The following is a 19,902-nucleotide window of genomic DNA, read 5'->3' on the forward strand; positions in this document are numbered from 1 at the left end:
TTCATCATGTTTTAATTTATATCGATGTTGCGGTGTAAGTATAAGCACGCGGCTGACTTAGATCCAACTCAAAAAGATAGTTTCCAGGAGCTTGATCAAAGGAAATATCTGATGCGTTGAATTGCAGACCATTGGTTACGTCTGCATCCGCACCAAAATTATTGGTTGGTGTTCCCCAATCATCATTGGCTCTAAACTTGAAGTTATCTTGAGTCATCATTACAGTAACTTCCCATTTTTTGCTAGCAGCGTTGTACGTCATATCTGTGTCAGGATCACTCCATCCGTTGGGAGTAGCTGCTCCAATGATCGCCCAACTGGTAGCTCTGGCAGACCAGGTACCGTCATTGGTAGCTGGATCTCCATCAGGGTCAGTATTTACTGTAATGTAGTAATATCCTGGACCGGGCACAGTAAGGTTGGCACCACCCGCATCTAGTGTACCATCGGCTCCATTATCTCCAAAATCTTCATCCCAATCCTGCTCTGGAGTAAACTTAAATTCAGGTGAGGCTACATCCATAAATATAAAGCCTTCAAATTCAGTGCTTCCAAACTCTACGGCTTCCAAGAAAGGGGTGTTGGCATCACCTGGAGACCAGTCGGCACCATACCCACTACTAGCGGCATAGTTACCTGGCACCCATAGTCTAGGGCTTTCTGTAGTGTAAGAGGTAACGTTCAAGCTCAAGACATCTGTATATTGTGGCTCCATAGAAGCATCTGCCAAACTTGCTTTCACACGCATGGCAACTACACCAGGTGTAAACGGTGTCAAACCTACAGAAGCAGCCACTTCATTTAAGCGCTCTACTGATAGGGCAGCGCTGGTTTCATTGGTAGAAGTTACAACCACGGGATTATCAAAATTGGACGCATCTGCAGAAGCTTGAACTTCATAAGTCACAGCAACAGGAGTGCTAAACTCCAAGTCGTTCCACAATAAACGCTCAGCCAAATTGTCTTTGGTATCAAAGGTCAACACATAGGAAGCTGATGGGGTTGAACGGAATGTGAAGTCACTGGTAGGTTCTGTAGTGAACAACTCTTCATTATCGTCGTCACAGGAGATCATGGCGGTAATCGCCAAGAAGGACAACATTAGTATAGAAAACTTTTTCATTGTAATGATAGATTTATGAATTAGTAACCAGGGTTCTGGCTAAGGTTTGGATTTTGATTTACTTCTTGAGCAGGGATAGGTAGCAATCTTCTAAAAGTGGCTGTGGTAGTTCCACTAGGAACATTTCCTTTCCAGGCCCATACCTTACCGGAGGTAAATTTGTTGAAACGGATAAGATCTTGGCGTCTGTGGGTTTCCCAGTGTAACTCTCTGGCTCTTTCATCCAGAATAAAGTCAAGGGTTAACGCACCCGCTGTAATGTTACCACTCGTGTTACCGTAAGCTCTTTCTCTTAATGCGTTGACATAGCTCAATGCAGTAGCATTGTTTCCTCCAGCTGCTCCTCTTAATGTAGCTTCTGCATACATCAAATAAGCATCAGCAAGGCGGAAAACTGGAAAATCAATATCTACAAAATCACCATTAGGATCTTTTCCTGGCGTACCGTCGGTATTGAGGTTTTTAAACTTCTGAATGGCAAAACCATCTGTAAATGGACTTACTTCTCCGATTTCTTTGGTCTGTCCATCAGTATAGAAAGTTTCACGTTGATCATCTGAGTTTTCTTCATTAGGGAACAACTCTACAAATTGCGGTGTGGTACGTATACCACCCCATCCACCATTGATACCAAATTGAGCCGCATTCATGCTACCTCCGACAGGAGCATGGGTCAAATAAGTGGTGCCACCGAAGGTTTGTGTGTTCAATCCATCAAAATTAATGGTCCATATAAATTCGTTTTGTGCACCATTCTGATCATTATCAGCAAGGAATAAATAGCTATATGGTGCGTTAGGTATACTGTATCCGGCATTGATCACTTTATTAACCTGCACCAGTGCATCATCGTATCTTGGTGTTCCAGTGTAAACCTCTGCATTCATATAGATTTTGGCAAGAAGCATCCAAAGAGCAGCACGGTCAGCACGACCGTATTCGTTGGCTCTTGCGTCCACCATTTGATCTTCAACCGCCAGAAGTTCGCTTTCTATGAAATCAAATAATTCAGCCCTAGAAATGGCAGGTGGTAGGTCGGCCAGACTTGAATTTTCGTCAGTAAAAGGCATGGTTCCAAAAAGATCCATTCCATGGTAGTAGGAGTATGCCCTGAGGAATCTCGCTTCTGCCCGGTACTCCATTACCTCTGCACGAACATCGGCTGGTACGTTGTATTGATCCAATTTGGCATCTGTACTTAACGAAATAAATTCATTACAAACGGCTATTTGATAATTAATCCTGGAAAACATGGCATTAATAAATTCATTACCATCATTCCACACATGACCGTGAAGGTCCTTGATAGTTCCGTCGTTCCATCCAATGATGGCCTCATCAGTAGTGAGTTCCTGCATATTCCAATACAATCTCAGGTAGTTAGAAAAACCACCGTCGATACCAGAAATATCAGCATTGCCATCTCCACCACTTTGACCACCGACTGCAAGGCCTGCGTAGGCTTTGGCAACGATGCCACGATAAGTAGCAGGGTCTTGAAAGATTTCCTCTTCTGTCAATTGGTTACCTTGTGGCTCCACAGTCAGTGCATCGTCACACGCTGTAAAAACAAGGGTTCCCAAAAATAACAGGATAATTGACTTGTATATTTTCATGTTATTGCTTTTTTATTTGAATGTAAATCCTAGTCCAAAAATCACACCTCTATTACGAGGGAACAGGTTATTGTCTATTCCGTTAAATACTTCTGGATCTACCCCATCATATTCAGTAATGGTAAATAGATTGGTTCCAGTTACGGAAGCCCTGATATCTACTGAGTCGCCAGGGAAATTGTATCCTAACGAAACGTTGTCCAGTTTAACAAAATCAGCTTTTTGAACATAATAATCAGAAAACAGCTCCTGATTGCTGAATTGTGTATTATTGATATCTGATGGAGTATTTAGGTATAAAGGGTTTTGCGTATTTGTGGGGAATACACTAGCAAAGTTAGCTGCATTGGAAGCCACATTGTTATAATTGTATCCACCAGCGGCACCTCTAAATGTAAAGCTGAAATCTAGATTTTTATAGTTAAAATTAGATGTCAATCCAAAGTACACATCGTGATTGGCTTTTTTGTATCTCACGCGATCGGCCTCATTTATAATATTGTCTCCGTTGGTATCTACGTAAACGCCATCCAAAGGGTTTCCTTGTTCGTCATAAACCTGACGGAATACATGAAAAGCAGTAGGGTCAGAACCTACGGCCCATTCCTGGATCGTATTACCTACACCTCCTGAAATACCTCCTTGCGCAACTGGCGTATTAGCGGCTCCAGCAAGATCGGTAATCTCTATTTCCTGTACTGTAGCATTTCCGCTCAGCGTCCAATTGGTATTTTCCTGACGGATCACTTTAATGCTCAAACTGGATTCAATACCTCTACTAAGTGTAGAACCAGCATTCTGGAAACTTCCGTTTTCCAATCCACCAGCAGGTAGTGGTCCAAACAACAAAAGATCCTCTGTTTCTCTGTAAAAACCATCAACACTTCCGGTAATGCGGTTATCAAAGAATCCAAGGTCAATACCTGCATTCCATTGACCTGTGGTCTCCCACTTCAAGTCAATAGAACCCTCAGGACGAATGGTAGTAACAAATTCATCACCAAACTGTACAGCTGCCTGAGGCTGTCCTGGAGTAAATACGGAAAGGAAAGCAAAGGAAACTGGTATGTCCTGTTGACCTGTTTCACCGTATCCTCCTCTTAGCTTCAATTGTGAAAGGAAACCACTATTCTGTACAAAGTCTGTGTTGGTAAGTTTCAAGGCAGCACTAGCTCCAAAGAAATCGGCCCATCTGTTATTTTCAGAGAACCTTGAACTACCGTTGCGGGAATAGCTTCCAGATAATACCAATCTATCCATGATGTCAAATGATGTTCTGGCAAATCCAGTTACAATTACATTTTCGTCTACGGCAAGAGGAGCATTTTGAAATCCAGTACCTACTACAAAGTTTCTACCTCCAGATTGGCGAAGGAAATTTTGATAACTTCCACCCACGGTTACATCAAGCTCGGTGTCTAAAGATTCAAGCAACTTTTTGTACTCAAAGCGCCCGTCTAGCAGTTGATTTCTTCTAAAACCAAATCCAAAGTCACGTTGTGTTCCTAAAGAGCCAACTCCTGAATTAGCTTCCCTAAAGGAATAACTATCAAATTCATTGTAGTCGATACCAGCATTTCCATAGAATTTTAAACCGTCGATAGGCTTGATATTCACCACTGCGTTCAAATTAACTCTTGCCTGGCTATTGTCCAATTCAGAATCTAAACTGTTTAACAAGCCCAACGGGTTTCTAGGGGCATTAGGTTCAGCACCAACAGAATTGGTGTATTCAAAGAACCCACCGAAAGCACCTGTATTATTGAAAATAGGTTGGGTTGGGTCAAAAACAACTGCTGCGCCAACGGCACCTGCATCTGCATTTCTTATTTCTTCCTGAGCTAATTGAGAGGTCAGTGTGAACCTTAAGTCGCCGTCAAAGAAGTTTTGACGAACATTCAGTCCTAGAGTAGCTCTCTCGTAACCTGATTTCAACAAGGTTCCGTTTTCATTGGTATAACCCAAAGAAGCGCGTATCGAGGTGTTTTTAAAACCTTTTTCGGCTACTACATTATGCATCGCACGAGTTGCATTTTGGTAGATTTCGTTTTGCCAGTCTGTGTTGGCATCTCCCAAAATGGAAGTATCAGCACCTTGTTCAGCGACGAGTTCTCTGAATTCATCAGCGGTAAGTACATCAGCATAGTTCTGTACTTTTTCAATCGCGTACTGTACATTGTAGCTCAGTTTGAGATCACTATTCAGTTTTGCCTTTTTCGTAGTAATCAAGATCACACCATTGGATGCTCTGTTACCATATATAGCAGTCGCACTTGCGTCCTTAAGAATGGTAAAAGATTCTATATCTGCTGGGTTGATACTGTTTAGACTTGCGTTTTGCTGATCTAAAGGAACACCATCTACCACATATAGGGCGTCCTGGTTTCCACCTAGGGTAGAACCTGGTCGAACTCTAATTGTAGGACCATCGCCTGGGCGTCCAGAGGCTGCGGTTACGGATACACCAGCCACCTTACCAGCGATCAATTGTCCTGGAGAGGTAATGGCACCGTTGTTGAATTCTTCGTCATCCACCGTCGTTTGTGCCGCGGTTACATTTTCTTTTCTGGTACTACCATAACCGATGAGAACAATGGTATCCAACTCGGCGGTATCTGCCTCCAATTGGACATTGATCGTCGTACGACCATCTACAGCAACTTCTTGGGTCACATAACCTACATAGGAGAATACCAACACAGCATCATCGGCCACATCGTTGAGTGTATAGTTCCCGTCAAAATCAGTGGACGTGGCATTGTTGGTACCCTTGACCTGCACGGTGGCTCCCAATGTTGGAAGGCCGTTGGGTTCTGTCACTGTACCAGTAATCACATTCTGTGCAAATGCAACCAGTGGAAGTATCAATAACAAGAGTGTTATTTGGATTTTTTGATTCATTACTTGTTTTTAATTAATGATTTAGAAATAACTATCTTCTCACACGGCGGCTAAATTATGTAAACTAAATGTTAAGGAAAGGTAATCCTTACCACATTTTACGAAAACGTTTTCGACTTTTTTTAGTAGAATTTTATCGGTATCTTCACTTTCGCGAAAGCGTCATCATCATTTCAAACCCCAAAGCAGATTCATGCCTCAGAAGTTAACCCTCAAGAAAATAGCTACCGACTTAAAAGTCTCTATATCAACAGTTTCTAAGGCTTTACGGGACTCTCATGAAATCAGTGAGGAGACCCGTACTAAGATAAAGGACTATGCCAAAAAGTTCAATTACAAGCCCAACAGCATTGCTCTGAGTCTCAAAAATCAGAAAACGAAAAAAATAGGAATCATCATTCCCGAAATTGTTCATCATTTTTTTGCGACAGTTATTTCGGGAGTAGAGCGTGTGGCTAACGAAAAAGGTTATCAAGTCATTATTACACTTTCGGGAGAGAGTTTTGATAAGGAAGTGGTGAATATGGAGATGCTGGCCAACGGTAGTATTGACGGATTTATCATGTCTCTATCCAAGGAAACCATGTCTAAACAGGATTTCCATCACCTGAGGGAAGTAACTAATCAAGGTATGCCTATCGTGATGTTTGATCGGGTATCCAAAGACATTCAATGTGATCAGATCATCATTGACGACGTGTCAGCAAGCCATACCGCGACGGAATTCCTGTTGCGTAAAGGTTGCAAAAAGCTAGGGATCATCTCTACTGTAGACTATGTAAGTGTGGGAAGACTACGTACCCAGGGCTTCAGGGAAGCCTTGCAACAACGCATGTTTGAGATGGAAGAACATCAGGTGCTAAAAATAGAGGACGCCGAAAACTGCGATAATCTGATCGAAAATTTTCTAAAAGAAAATGAGTTTGACGGGATCGTGGCAGTAAACGAACTTTTTGCTGTGACCGCGAGTAAGGCTTTACAGCGCATGGGTAAAAAGATTCCGCAAGATGTAGCAATCGTTGCTTTTACAGACGGAATGCTTTCTAAATACGCGAGTCCTACACTCACAACCATCAGCCAAAACGGGGAAGAAATGGGCGCGCTGGCGGCCAGCAAACTGATTGAAAAACTAGAAGCCGAGGATCATAAAGAGGAAAGTTACGAAACCGTTGTCGTAAAAACTTCACTTGTAGAGCGGGAATCAACTCCTTAATTTTCTTAACTTTGTCTTATTCGATTGAACTTTTTATTCGGTCGTCTCATCAAAACTTATCTTCTTCACACACTTAAGTTTTGATAAGTCATAAGGCTTATCGTCATTAAATCTAATTACGATATGCAAAAGCCTAAGTTAGGTTTCTGGGACATCTGGAACATGAGTTTTGGATTCCTGGGTATTCAGTTTGGTTTTGCCCTGCAAAATGCAAACGTCTCTAGAATTTTTTCTACCCTAGATGCTCCAGTAGAGGATCTTGCCGTGTATTGGTTAGCTGCACCTTTAACGGGTTTGATCGTGCAACCCATCATTGGTTATTTCAGTGATAGAACCTGGACAAAGCTCGGTAGAAGGAGACCTTATTTCTTGGTCGGCGCCATTCTGTCTTCTTTGGCCTTGATCGCTATGCCCAATTCAAGTACATTATGGATGGCCATTGGGGTACTTTGGATTATGGACTCCAGTATTAATATATCCATGGAGCCTTTCCGTGCCTTTGTGGGGGATAACTTGCCTCAGCGTCAACGCGCTTTGGGTTTTGCTATGCAATCCTTTTTCATTGGGATAGGTGCCGTAGTTGGATCATTGCTTCCCTATATTTTCACCAACTGGTTGGGGATTAGCAACACCGCACCAGAAGGTGTAATTCCTGATTCTGTAACTTATTCATTTTATGCAGGAGCAGCAGTATTTCTTACCGCAGTGCTTTGGACAGTTTTCAAATCAAAAGAGTATTCTCCGGCAGAAATGAAGGAATTTGAAAAATCTGAGCCTTCGCAAGCTGTTAAAAGAGATACTCCGGAAGATCTTCAAAAAAATATCAATTGGCAATTCATTAATGGAGCCATTATGTCCGTTGTGGGTGCTGCTGGTGTCGCGTGGGTTTATACAGGTGATTTAAAGAAGGATCTTTACATTTTGACTATCGGACTCATTGTCGCTGGAATATTGTTTATAGTGGTGGGTCTTTTAAGAAGGGCAAGTATCAAGAATGGTTTTACCATCATCATTACCGATATGCAAAATATGCCCAAAACCATGAAGCAGCTGGCTATCGTTCAGTTTTTTTCATGGTTTGCACTTTTCTCGATGTGGATTTATATGAATGACACAGTCACTGGCCACGTTTTTGGTTTCTTTGATAAAACCTCTCAAGAATATAATGACGCCGCAGATTGGGTTTCAGTCATGTTTGGTGTTTACAACGCTGTTGCAGCTGCGGTGGCCTTTCTCTTGCCAGTGGTGGCCAAAAGAACTTCCAATAAAGTAACCCACATGCTCGCGTTGATCCTAGGAGGTTTAGGCCTTATCTCAGTGTACTTTGTCAGTGATCGGATCGGATTAGTGATGAGTATGGTAGGTGTGGGTGTCGCTTGGGCAAGTATTTTATCCATTCCATATGCCATGTTATCAGGTTCTCTGCCTTCAAGTAAGATGGGCTATTATATGGGGGTATTTAACTTTTTCATAGTGATCCCTCAACTGGTTGCGGCCAGTATATTAGGGTACCTCGTCGGAACCGTTTTTAATGACCAGCCAGTATATGCGATGCTCATTGGCGGATGTGCCATGATTCTTGCCGGCGTACTGACATTGAACGTGTCTACCGCAAGAAAAGTCGCTATCCCAGAAACAACAGTAAGACCGCAATAGCATGAAGAAAAAAGCATTCATATTTGACCTGGATGGTGTTATCGTAGACACGGCAAAGTTTCATTTTGTCGCTTGGCAACGTTTGGCAGCTTCCTTGGACATCAACTTTACAGAAAAAGAAAACGAACAACTCAAAGGGGTTTCCCGTGTCAATTCTCTCAAGAAAATTTTGGAGTGGGGAGACAAACAAATTTCTGAGGATTTGTTTCAATCCAAAATGGCCCAGAAAAATCAAGAATACCTTGAACTCATCAAAACCTTGAGTACAGACGATATTCTACCAGGTGTACACGATTTCCTTATCAAATTACGCCAATCTGGACAACCTATCGCTTTGGGTAGCGCTAGTAAAAATGCGCGTCCGATTCTGGAGAAACTGGGTATTATGAATCTCTTTGATGTGATCGTAGATGGTACCGATGTGACCAAAGCCAAACCAGATCCCGAAGTGTTCCTCAGCGCTTGTGGCCAATTGCAAATGCAAGCCAGTGAAAGCGTTGTATTTGAAGACAGCTTGGCTGGAATCCAAGCCGCCAATTCGGCAGGGATGATCTCCATCGGATTGGGAGATCCCCAAATTTTAAAAGAGGCAGACGAGGTTTTCCAAACCTTTACCCAAATGCCCGAAGACTATATCAACAGCCTATTAAATAAGAAGAAATGAATCAAGAATATATCATACCCCATCCATGGTCCATTATAGAAGAAGGATGGAAACCTTCCCTGGTAAAGTCCAGTGAAAGTCTGTTTTCTATTGGGAATGGAGCCATGGGACAACGCGCCAATTTTGAAGAAAAATACTCTGGTGAAACTTTTCAGGGTAGTTATGTGGCTGGTGTTTATTATCCAGATAAAACCCGTGTAGGTTGGTGGAAGAATGGGTATCCAGAATATTTTGCCAAAGTACTCAATGCACCCAATTTTATCGGTATCGATGTCTTTGTCAATGGGCAAGAATTGGATCTGGCCAACGTTCAGGAAGTCAGAGATTATCGCCGCGAACTCAACATGAAGGAAGGTTGGTATGAGCGTTCTTTTGTTGCGCAGATAAATGAAGAGCACGCCATCAAGGTGGTGGCCCGCCGTTTCCTTAGTTTGGAGATGGATGAACTGGCTGTCATTAATTATAAGGTTACTGCCGTTCAGGGCGATCTCGACATTTCTTTTGAACCTTATATTGATGCTGGAATCACCAATGAGGATTCTAACTGGGATGACGCCTTTTGGGAAGTAGAGGAATTGGTTTCTGAAGATCACCAGGCCTTTATTCGTAGTCGTACCAATAAAACTAACTTTTATGTAGCGACTTTTATGCAATCCGAATTGTACAAGAATGGTGAGCATGTTCAATACGCTACCCATCTAGACCAAAACAATACGGTAGTCAGACACAAAGCAGGTGGGAAAATCGCTCAGGGCGAAAGTTTAACCTTACGCAAATATGCCGGTTATACCTCTAGCCTGAACCACGAGCATTTTGATTTGTTTCCCGCAGCCAAAAATTTAATGAAAAAGGCTACCGAACTCGGTTATGAAAGTTTACTCAAATTACAGGCTGATTCCTGGAACAAGATTTGGGCGATGGCTGACATCAAGATCGACGGTGATCTCAAAGCCCAGCAAGGAATAAGATTCAATATTTTCCAACTGAACCAAACTTATCTGGGGAAGGATTCTAGGCTCAATATCGGTCCGAAAGGATTTACTGGTGAGAAGTACGGAGGGTCTACCTACTGGGATACCGAGGCGTATTGTATACCATTTTACATGGCGACCAAAGATCAAAAAGTCGCTCGTAATCTGCTCCAGTACCGCTACGAACAACTGGACAAAGCCATTGAAAATGCCGAAAAACTAGGTTTTGAAAATGGGGCTGCGCTTTATCCCATGGTAACCATGAACGGAGAAGAATCTCATAATGAATGGGAGATTACTTTTGAAGAAATTCACCGTAATGGCGCAATGGTTTTTGCCATTTACAACTACGTAAGATACACGGGTGATTTCAGCTATATTCCAGAAATGGGATTGGAGGTAATGATCGCTATCGCTAGATTCTGGCACCAGCGAGCCACCTACTCTCAACGTGCTAATCAATACATGATATTGGGCGTAACTGGTCCCAACGAATATGAAAACAATGTAAACAATAACTGGTATACCAATTACCTGGCGCAATGGTGTATAAGATACACGCTTGAACAAATCAGCAAGGTCAAGGACGGCCATAAAACCGATTATGAACGTGTCATGGCCAAAACCAAACTGACAGACAAGGAATTGGCCGGTTGGTTGGATGTGGCAGATCACATGTACATGCCGTATGATAAGGAGTTAGGAATCTACCTTCAACAGGATGGATTCCTGGACAAGGAAATCATTCCGGTAAGCGAGTTGTCCAAAAACAATCGACCGATCAACCAAAAATGGAGTTGGGACAGAATCCTGCGCAGCTGTTACATCAAACAAGCTGATGTTCTGCAAGGTTTTTACTTTTTTGAAGATCATTTTTCTACCCAGGAACTTCAAAAGCATTTTGATTTTTACGAGCCATTGACCGTTCATGAGAGTTCGCTTTCTCCTTGCGTTCACAGCATTCAGGCGGCCAAATTGGACCGTATGGATCAGGCCTACGAATTTTACCTGCGTACCTCACGACTGGACCTTGATGATTATAACAAGGAGGTAGAAGAAGGTTGTCATATCACCAGTATGGCAGGAACCTGGATGAGTATTGTAGAAGGTTTCGGAGGCTTACAAATCATTAATGACAAGCCCAGCTTTACTACCAGACTACCTGAGCAATGGGAAAGTTTTAGTTTTAAGATCAATTTCAGGAATCAGATCCTGAATGTGCAGGTCAACAAATCAGGTACCCAGGTGACACTGGAAGGTAAGCACCCCCAAGACGTGATCATCAATGGTGAATTACACAGTCTGGAACCTCAAATGGTAAACGCTTAAATTATGAAGTATCTGGTAAGGCTTGTTGGGATTTGCTGTTGTTTCGCTTTCGCGAAAGCGGGATTTGCACAATCCATTGAACGTGTCGAACCTCCGTTTTGGTGGTCCGGAATGAAACATTCCCAGGTGGAATTGATGATATACGGTAAAGATATAGGCCGTGCTGCCAGCGTTTCGGCCGATTTGCCCGTGGTCAAGCTACGTAAAACAGAAAACCCGAACTATTTATTTGTGACCTTGGATACCAGCGATAAAGCTCCTGGTTCTTATGGGATAAGTTTAAATAAGGGCGACAGCTATTTTGAATATGATTTTCATTTGCTTCAGCGACGTGCGGATTCTGAAAATAGAAGAGGGTTTGACAGCAGCGATATCATTTATCTGTTGATGCCTGATCGTTTTGCCAATGGTGACCCCAGCAACGATAGCGATCCAGATCTGACTGAAAAAGCCAACCGAAAGATCAAGGGAGGAAGACATGGTGGCGATATTCAAGGTATCATCGACCATCTGGATTATATAGACGAGTTGGGTGCCACGGCCATTTGGAGTACACCATTATTAGAAGACAATGATGCGGCCTATTCCTACCATACTTATGCCCAGAGCGATGTTTACCGCATCGATCCCAGGTACGGGACCAATGAAGATTACCAGCGTCTGGCCACCGAGTTGCATGAAAAAGACATGAAGTTGATCATGGATTATGTGACCAATCACTGGGGAGCGACCCACTGGATGATGCAGGACTTGTCCACCAAGACCTGGATTCATCAATTTGATGATAACAAGGGCAAGGATTTTCCTGTGACTGGATATGCCAATTCTTCCTATCGCCAAACCTCCCAAATGGATCCTCACGCCAGCAAGCGCGACCAGCGGTATGCTGAAAAGGGATGGTTTGTAAGTTCGATGCCAGATCTCAATCAAGAAGATCCGTTGGTGTTGAATTACCTCATTCAGAATGCAATTTGGTGGATAGAATTTGCAGACCTGGATGGGCTTAGGGTTGATACTTATTCTTATGGAGAAAAAGAAGGTACTGCAGCTTGGACCCAGACGATTATGGAGGAGTACCCCAACTTTAATATTGTGGCAGAGACCTGGTTGCTTGATCAGGCTCAAATTGCATTTTGGCAAAAGGATTCAAAAATTGCGGCCATACAGGATTTTAATACCCATGTACCCAGTGTAATGGACTTTACACTTCATGAGGCCATCATGCATGCATTTAAGGAGAACCAACAAGGATGGGACAAAGGCGTTGTGCGTTTTTATGAAAACTTCGTCAATGATTTTCTCTATCCCAACCCGGACAATATTCTCGTTTTTGCTGGAAATCACGATACCAATCGCCTCAGTGGCAATGGCCTGTACGATGGCGATCTGGCCAGCTATAAATTGGCAATGACCTTAGTGATGACCACTAGGGGTATACCTCAAATTTATTATGGAGACGAAATTGGGATGGCGGGTAATCGTGATGCCAATGGCGACGGCGATATACGCAGAGATTTTCCAGGTGGATGGAAAGGAGACAAAGTCAATGCTTTTACCGAACCCACGGAGTACCAAAAAAGCTTTCAGGATTTCGCCAGGACATTGATGAATTATCGCAAAAATAGCCCGGTATTACATACAGGGAAGATGATTCAATACGTTCCTGAGAACAATTGCTATGTGTACTTTAGAGAAAAAGGAGCAGAAAAAGTCATGGTCATCATCAATAACAATCCGCAGGAAGTGGTGTTAAATATGTCCAGATTTAAAGAGAACATTCAAAACCGCAAGAATGGAAATGATATTTTGACTGATCAAAGCGTTCAATTGGATGGAAACATGAAGGTCTCTGGGAAAACCAGTATGGTGATCGAGTTTTGATCAATTGATACTGGACTAAACTTCGGTAAATTTCCTGCTATAAATGCGTCAGAGACTCGTACGAGTAAACTTAGCTTGAGATTGACCTTGTCGTTCCAGACCGACTCATGCGCTGACAACAGGATGAATAAATGAACAACACAAACATGAGAAAAATTTTATGTCTATTACCGCTACTGTTGCTTTATGCCTGTGGTTCAGATAAGGAGAAACAATCCCAATCAAAACCCAGTATTATACAGGCGATGACTACTCCCATTTATGCCTCCCAAGGAAAAAGCAGCTTTTTGGTCAGTGACTACCTCGTGCAAACGGATGCTTTAGACAGTATCACCTACGGTAAGGGAATCAAAGCTTCTGGACTTGAAAATGGAAATACGGATGCGAAGTCATTTGAATTGGCTGAAGACGCACCGTATATCAGCTATCTTACGCTATGGACTGATGGAATACGCAATGATATACCAGTATACAAACCCACCGGAAAACAGATTCGGATTGTTTACCCGGGCACAGCTTCAGATGTGGAGATCAAAGGCGAATTCACCAATTGGGTTAATCAACCACTCCTAGAAGAGAATGGTGAGTTGGTTTTTGAGACCAGCATTCCAGAAGGAAGTTTTCAATACCTGTTTTTGGAGAACGGACAGGAGGAAAATCTTAGCGGAACAGAGCCCCATACGGTATCTAATGGTATGGGCGGATTTAATAGAGTGGTAGAAAACAAAGCCAAAGGAATTCCTGCCCGCTTGAACCACGGAAAAATTACGGAAAGCGGATTTAGTTTTACCACCACAGGTCCCCTAGAGCAGGTGGTGGTGCTTTACGAAAACCAATTGTTAGAAACTGTCAGAAACGGGAACACATACAACGTGCAGATTCCGAAAATACCGATGGATGATCGGCTCAATAAAACCCAGCTCATCCGGGTATATGCCAGCGACCAATCTGGACGGACTAATGACTTGTTGATCCCAGTGCAGGACGGGCAAGTGGTAACCGATCCTGATCAACTGGCCCGTACAGATTTCCATACCCAGGTGTTGTATTTTATGATGGTGGATCGATTTCTGGATGCAGATCCAGCAAATACGAAACCCGTGGATGATGCCGATATCCTGCCCAAAGCCAATTATATGGGCGGTGATCTGGCGGGTGTGCTACAAAAAATCAAAGATGGTTATTTTGAAGATTTGGGAGTGAACAGCCTGTGGCTATCGCCAATTGTTCAAAATCCAAAAGGGGCCTATGGACTATGGCCTGAACCAAAGACTAAATTCAGCGGTTATCACGGATATTGGCCGATTTCAAGTACCAGAATCGACGATCGTCTGGGTGATCAAGAATTGCTGGAGGAACTTATCAACGAAGCACACAATCGGGATATGAATGTGATTCTGGATTATGTAGCCAATCACGTCCATGAAGAACATCCAGTATATAAAAATCACCCAGAATGGGCTACTGATCTCTATCTCGAAGATGGGAGTCTGAACACGGAACGTTGGGACGATCAGCGACTGACCACTTGGTTTGATACCTTTATGCCGACGTTGGATTTCTCCCAGCCAGAGGTGGTGGAAAAAATGACTGACTCAGCCATGTATTGGATGAAGGAATATAAAATTGACGGTTTCCGCCACGATGCTACTAAACATGTACCTGAGGTATATTGGCGCACCCTGACCCAAAAGATCCGTCAGCAAACTAAGCGTTCTATCTATCAAATCGGTGAGACCTATGGGTCTTACGACCTGATACGCAGTTACGTGAATACTGGAATGCTGGATGCGCAGTTTGACTTTAACCATTACGATGCTGCTGTTTCCGCTTTCGCGAAAGCGGACCTGAATTACGGAAACTTGGTGGAAACCCTTCAAAAAGGCCTGAGCTATTACGGCCACCATCACCTGATGGGGAATATTTCTGGAAATCAAGATCGGGCGAGGTTCATCAGTTATGCCAGTGGAGATGTGCGATTTGATGAAGATGCCAAAGCTGCCGGTTGGACCCGCGATATTCAAATGAGTGATCCCAGTGCGTACAACCGCTTAGGTATGTTGCAAGCCTATAATATGAGTATACCTGGTGTTCCTGTAATTTACTATGGCGATGAATACGGTGCGATAGGTGCCAACGATCCAGACAATAGACGTATGATGAGATTTGAAGGTCTGAGCGAGCAAGAAAAAGAACTGAAATCATTGATTCAATCATTAGTGAAATTGCGACGTGATTCCATGTCACTCTTGTACGGTACGACCGAAGTTATCGCAGAAGGCAATGGGATTTTGTCCATCAAGCGCAGATATTTTAACGAAGAGACCATCGTATATTTTAATGAAAACCGATTGATCATGAATGTCTTGGATAAAAATGAGCGTTTTAAACAGGCTGAAGTCAACCTGATCAATGCCCTTGAAAATGATACCCATGTCCAGGTGCGCGCTGGTAATTTTGCCATTATTCAAATGACCACTAAAACAGCAGAAAGCAAATGATACCGAAGATGTTATGGGTCGCTTGTTGCGGATTATTGTTGTGGTCCTGTAAGCCCTCACAAATTCATGAAGAAATTGTCACCGAGCTGATGTCGCCCAACGGGCAACTGAAGTTGGAGGCCAATGTAGATACAAAGGGCCAAGCTTTTTATCGCGTATTGTATAAAAATGAAGTGGTGATCGATAGTTCCAAAATGTCTTTTGAATTAGAAGATGCAGCTCCATTAAAAACGGGCTTTCAAATTGTGAGTACCCATATCAGCACGGTAGATGAGACCTGGGAGCAGCCTTGGGGGGAAGATCAAAAAGTTCGCAACCACCACAATCAACTCATGCTTAAACTCAGAGAAAGTGGAGAAAAGCCGAGAGAACTGCATATAGTTTTCAGGCTCTTTGATGACGGCGTGGGATTCAGGTATGAATTTCCAGAACAACCACACTTGAAAGAGGTACTTATTGCTGATGAGTACACTGAGTTTAATTTGACAGAGGATTACAAAACATTTTGGCAACCGGGTGATTGGGATACTTATGAACATCTCTATCAAGAGACAGCTTTGTCAACAATCAATGCGACTACCTTAAGGGATCATCCCAATGTAGCCAGTACTTATATTCCTCATAATGCGGTAAATACACCGGTAACCATGGTGGGTAAAGATGGACTGCATTTGAGTTTTCACGAGGCGGCCCTTGTCGATTATGCAGGGATGACGCTAGCCGTGGATACAACCAATTATGATTTGACGAGTAAGTTGGTTGGGTCGGCCAATACCACTTATAAAGTAAAGCGGGAATTGCCTTTCCATACACCTTGGCGCAGTATTCAGATGACCGATAATGCTGCCGACTTAATTGCCTCACATTTGATCCTGAATCTCAACGAACCTAATAAATTAGGCGATGTTTCTTGGTTCAAACCCATGAAGTACACCGGAGTCTGGTGGGAAATGCACCTGAATAAGAGCTCTTGGGATTATGGAATGACCCGGGATGAAAATAATCAGTGGATCGACTCAGGAAAAGCACACGGTCGCCATGGTGCTACTACCGCGCACGTCAAGGATATGATTGATTTTGCAGCAGACAATAACCTGAAAGGTGTGCTGGTGGAAGGTTGGAACACGGGCTGGGAAAACTGGATTGGTTTTGAAGATCGGGAAGGTGTTTTTGATTTTGTGACGCCTTATCCAGACTACAATATCAAAGAAGTAGTGGCGTACGGTAAAGAAAAAGGAGTCGATATCATCATGCACCACGAGACCAGTGCGGCTACTGAGACCTATGAGAAACAACAAGATACAGCCTACTCATTGATGAAGGAAATGGGTATGCATACCGTGAAGACCGGTTACGTGGGTAAAATTCTACCTAAAGGGGAGTATCACCACGGTCAATATATGGTCAACCAATATAACCAAGCGGTAGAAAAAGCTGCTGGGTATCAAGTGGCGATCAATGCCCATGAGCCCATCAAAGCTACTGGTTTAAGGCGTACCTATCCCAATACGATCTCGAGGGAAGGACTACGCGGCCAGGAATTTAATGCTTGGGCTACCGATGGAGGAAATCCGCCGGAACATTTGTCTATTGTAGCCTTTACCCGGATGCTGGCAGGCCCTATTGATTTTACTCCTGGAATCGTCAACATTAAGTTTGACGAATACAAAAAGGAGAACCAGGTCAACACCACGCTTGCCCACCAACTGGCTTTATATGTGGCGATCTACAGTCCAATCCAAATGGCAGCTGATCTTCCCGAACATTACAACGCCAGGCCGGATGCCCTTCAATTTATTAAGGAAGTGGGTATAGATTGGAAACAAACAAGGGTACTGGATGGAGCAGTAGGAGATCATGTGACCATCGCCAGAGAGGAAAAACTAACTGGTAATTGGTTCCTTGGAAGTATTACAGATGAACAAGCCAGAGAGGTCAAGGTGAATCTTGACTTTTTGGAAGAATCTGCCCAATACGAGGCTCGTATGTATCTGGATGCAGCAGATGCACATTGGGATGAAAACCCTACCGCCTTGACCACCGAGTTCAAAACGGTGACCAGCAAAGATGAATTATATTTGAATCTGGCTCCTGGAGGAGGAGCTGCAATAAGTTTTATTAAAAAATAATTTCTAATGAATAAATATATTTTAGGATTCGTGTTGATGATAGCACTTTGGTCCTGCAAAGAAGAAAAAGAAGCAGAACCTGCAGTTAATGTTACAGAAGAGGAGGGCTATCGCCCCATCAAAGACTCAGATTTGGAAAATGCCGTGATCTATGAGGCCAACATCCGACAGTACTCTCCGGAAGGAACCTTGGATGCCTTTACCAAGGACATTCCGCAATTAAAGGAGCTGGGAGTAAAAATAATTTGGGTAATGCCGGTATTCCCTATTTCTGAAAAAAATCGCAAGGCCAAGGGAGATTTGATGGTGGAGGATATCAAAGATCCTGAAGAAAGAAAGAAATACCTGGGTAGTTACTATGCGATCGCTGATTATGAAGCGATCAATCCTGAATTTGGTACCATGGAAGACTTTAATGAATTGGTTCAAACCGCCCATGATAACGGAATGTTTGTCATTATGGACTGGGTGGCCAATCATACAGGTTGGGATCACAAATGGATGGAAAAGCATCAAGAGTATTATACCAGAAATGCCGAAGGTGAAATTACTCACCCCATTGGGACAGATTGGACAGATACGGCAGATTTGGATTATGGAAATTTAGACTTGTGGGAAGACATGTCATCAGCCATGCTGTATTGGGTTAAAAAGCACGACATCGATGGTTTCAGATGTGATGTGGCCCATGAAGTGCCTACTGAATTTTGGGACTATGCAACCACACTGATTGAAAAGGAGAAGCCTGTCTTCATGCTGGCCGAAAGTGAGAAAAAGGATCTTTTCAAAAAATCCTTTGATATGGGATACAACTGGGAAGGTCATCATATCATGAATAATCTGGCTCAGGGAAAAGCATCCGTCGAGAAATGGGATGCCTATATGGAAAAGGTTGAAGAAGAATATGAAGAGGATGATATTTTAATGAACTTTATCACTAATCACGATGAGAATTCTTGGAACGGCACTGTACAAGAGCGTATGGGTCAAGCCCACGAGTTAATGCTATCCATGTCTTACACTATTCCAGGTATGCCACTGATCTATTCAGGGCAAGAATACGGTTTAGATCACCGATTAAAATTTTTTGAAAAAGACTCCATTCCAAAGGAAAAAGGTAGGGTCTGGGAAGCGATGAAAAGATTAGGTCAGTTGAAAGCTGAGAACCCTGCGCTTCATGGAGGGAAAAATGCCGCCGCTTATAAACGCCTGAAAACATCTGATGATGAACATATCTATGCTTTTGAACGCTCTAAGGATGGCCACACAGTGTATTTTGTCGCCAATATTTCAGATGAAAAAAGATCTCCTGTCATTTACGGTATGAGTGGTGAAGTGAGGGTTGTAATGCAGCCAGGTCCTGCAACACTTACCGAGGAAATGGTACTTGATCTTCCACCATATCGTTATAGATTATTTGAAAAAATTGTGGATTAAAGGATATGGCTTAAAGATAAAGAGGCCGTCCAAAAAGTCCTTCAACAGTAATTTGGTGAGTCTGAGCTTGTCGAAGATATTTCTAACATTCATAAATTAGAAGCTTCGACAGGTTCAGCTTTTTAGGATATAATTTCTTTTAGGACGGCCTATTTTTATACCTGATCTGTGTCTTTTCTGTGCTTGAGCAAGCTAATTCCAGCAATAAAGAAAATTATTCCTAGAATGATGCAAGGCCAAGTAGCGGCTCCCATAGCCATGGTGCCGAATACGCCTAGAACGCCCAGAATTAGTGCAATCGATCCACCTACAGCCATTATCACTCCTAATATCTTAATCATAACAATTATTTTTAATAATGCGTCAAATATATTGAGGGTTTAAAAACAATTTACTTAAAAATTTGGTAATAGTACATATATGGTCCGATAGGTACTATTGTGAATTAACAACGATGTACCCGATTTTAGAGGGGAAAGAT

Annotated in this window: 12 protein-coding genes; 8 read left to right on the plus strand and 4 right to left on the minus strand. The window is 42.8% G+C overall.

Going from position 1 to position 19,902, the window contains the following annotated elements:
• Nucleotides 1-16: 16 nt before the first annotated feature.
• The 3 genes from EGM47_RS03630 to EGM47_RS03640 are packed head-to-tail and all read right to left on the minus strand — an operon-like array spanning nt 17 to nt 5,640.
• On the minus strand, nt 17-1,123 hold the full coding sequence (locus EGM47_RS03630; protein WP_124979385.1) for a SusE domain-containing protein: 1,107 nt from the start codon (nt 1,121-1,123) through the stop codon (nt 17-19).
• Nucleotides 1,124-1,143: 20 nt separating this feature from the next.
• Complete coding sequence (locus EGM47_RS03635; RefSeq protein ID WP_124979386.1) at nt 1,144-2,739, minus strand: RagB/SusD family nutrient uptake outer membrane protein; 1,596 nt, start codon at nt 2,737-2,739, stop codon at nt 1,144-1,146.
• Between the two features lie 12 nt (nt 2,740-2,751).
• A complete protein-coding gene (locus EGM47_RS03640; RefSeq protein WP_124979387.1) occupies nt 2,752-5,640 on the minus strand; it encodes a SusC/RagA family TonB-linked outer membrane protein in 2,889 nt (962 codons plus the stop codon).
• Nucleotides 5,641-5,833: 193 nt separating this feature from the next.
• On the opposite strand from EGM47_RS03640, the gene EGM47_RS03645 reads away from it, so the two are divergent.
• The 8 genes from EGM47_RS03645 to EGM47_RS03680 all read left to right on the plus strand — a co-directional run bounded on the left by EGM47_RS03645 (nt 5,834) and on the right by EGM47_RS03680 (nt 19,421).
• On the plus strand, nt 5,834-6,853 hold the full coding sequence (locus tag EGM47_RS03645) for a LacI family DNA-binding transcriptional regulator (protein ID WP_124979388.1): 1,020 nt from the start codon (nt 5,834-5,836) through the stop codon (nt 6,851-6,853).
• Nucleotides 6,854-6,976: 123 nt separating this feature from the next.
• Entirely contained in the window at nt 6,977-8,509 is a 1,533-nt protein-coding gene (locus tag EGM47_RS03650) for an MFS transporter (RefSeq protein WP_124979389.1), read from the plus strand.
• Nucleotide 8,510: 1 nt separating this feature from the next.
• Nucleotides 8,511-9,173 (plus strand): beta-phosphoglucomutase, encoded by a 663-nt coding sequence (gene pgmB / locus EGM47_RS03655; RefSeq protein ID WP_124979390.1) that lies wholly within the window; start codon nt 8,511-8,513, stop codon nt 9,171-9,173.
• On the plus strand, nt 9,170-11,473 hold the full coding sequence (locus EGM47_RS03660) for a glycoside hydrolase family 65 protein (protein WP_124979391.1): 2,304 nt from the start codon (nt 9,170-9,172) through the stop codon (nt 11,471-11,473). The genes pgmB and EGM47_RS03660 overlap by 4 nt, the downstream gene beginning before the upstream one ends.
• Before the next feature lie 3 nt (nt 11,474-11,476).
• Nucleotides 11,477-13,354 (plus strand): glycoside hydrolase family 13 protein, encoded by a 1,878-nt coding sequence (locus EGM47_RS03665; RefSeq protein WP_124979392.1) that lies wholly within the window; start codon nt 11,477-11,479, stop codon nt 13,352-13,354.
• Between the two features lie 146 nt (nt 13,355-13,500).
• Entirely contained in the window at nt 13,501-15,855 is a 2,355-nt protein-coding gene (locus tag EGM47_RS03670) for an alpha-amylase family glycosyl hydrolase (RefSeq protein WP_124979393.1), read from the plus strand.
• Nucleotides 15,852-17,984 (plus strand): glycoside hydrolase family 97 protein, encoded by a 2,133-nt coding sequence (locus tag EGM47_RS03675; protein WP_240642168.1) that lies wholly within the window; start codon nt 15,852-15,854, stop codon nt 17,982-17,984. Before EGM47_RS03670 ends, EGM47_RS03675 begins: the two co-directional genes overlap by 4 nt.
• Nucleotides 17,985-17,990: 6 nt before the next feature.
• Complete coding sequence (locus tag EGM47_RS03680) at nt 17,991-19,421, plus strand: alpha-amylase family glycosyl hydrolase (protein ID WP_124979394.1); 1,431 nt, start codon at nt 17,991-17,993, stop codon at nt 19,419-19,421.
• Nucleotides 19,422-19,576: 155 nt separating this feature from the next.
• On the opposite strand, the gene EGM47_RS03685 is transcribed toward EGM47_RS03680, so the two are convergent.
• Nucleotides 19,577-19,762, minus strand: a complete 186-nt coding sequence (locus EGM47_RS03685) for a hypothetical protein (protein ID WP_124979395.1) — start codon at nt 19,760-19,762, stop codon at nt 19,577-19,579.
• Nucleotides 19,763-19,902 lie beyond the last annotated feature (140 nt).

The organism is Nonlabens xiamenensis (assembly GCF_003865345.1).
Lineage (GTDB): Bacteria > Bacteroidota > Bacteroidia > Flavobacteriales > Flavobacteriaceae > Nonlabens > Nonlabens xiamenensis.

What these genes read in the sequence shown, in the direction of transcription:
- EGM47_RS03630 (WP_124979385.1), bottom strand. Translation starts at nt 1,123, where the DNA reads ATGAAAAAGTTTTCTATACTAATGTTGTCCTTCTTGGCGATTACCGCC.
- EGM47_RS03635 (WP_124979386.1), bottom strand. Translation starts at nt 2,739, where the DNA reads ATGAAAATATACAAGTCAATTATCCTGTTATTTTTGGGAACCCTTGTT.
- EGM47_RS03640 (WP_124979387.1), bottom strand. Translation starts at nt 5,640, where the DNA reads ATGAATCAAAAAATCCAAATAACACTCTTGTTATTGATACTTCCACTG.
- EGM47_RS03645 (WP_124979388.1), top strand. Translation starts at nt 5,834, where the DNA reads ATGCCTCAGAAGTTAACCCTCAAGAAAATAGCTACCGACTTAAAAGTC.
- EGM47_RS03650 (WP_124979389.1), top strand. Translation starts at nt 6,977, where the DNA reads ATGCAAAAGCCTAAGTTAGGTTTCTGGGACATCTGGAACATGAGTTTT.
- pgmB (WP_124979390.1), top strand. Translation starts at nt 8,511, where the DNA reads ATGAAGAAAAAAGCATTCATATTTGACCTGGATGGTGTTATCGTAGAC.
- EGM47_RS03660 (WP_124979391.1), top strand. Translation starts at nt 9,170, where the DNA reads ATGAATCAAGAATATATCATACCCCATCCATGGTCCATTATAGAAGAA.
- EGM47_RS03665 (WP_124979392.1), top strand. Translation starts at nt 11,477, where the DNA reads ATGAAGTATCTGGTAAGGCTTGTTGGGATTTGCTGTTGTTTCGCTTTC.
- EGM47_RS03670 (WP_124979393.1), top strand. Translation starts at nt 13,501, where the DNA reads ATGAGAAAAATTTTATGTCTATTACCGCTACTGTTGCTTTATGCCTGT.
- EGM47_RS03675 (WP_240642168.1), top strand. Translation starts at nt 15,852, where the DNA reads ATGATACCGAAGATGTTATGGGTCGCTTGTTGCGGATTATTGTTGTGG.
- EGM47_RS03680 (WP_124979394.1), top strand. Translation starts at nt 17,991, where the DNA reads ATGAATAAATATATTTTAGGATTCGTGTTGATGATAGCACTTTGGTCC.
- EGM47_RS03685 (WP_124979395.1), bottom strand. Translation starts at nt 19,762, where the DNA reads ATGATTAAGATATTAGGAGTGATAATGGCTGTAGGTGGATCGATTGCA.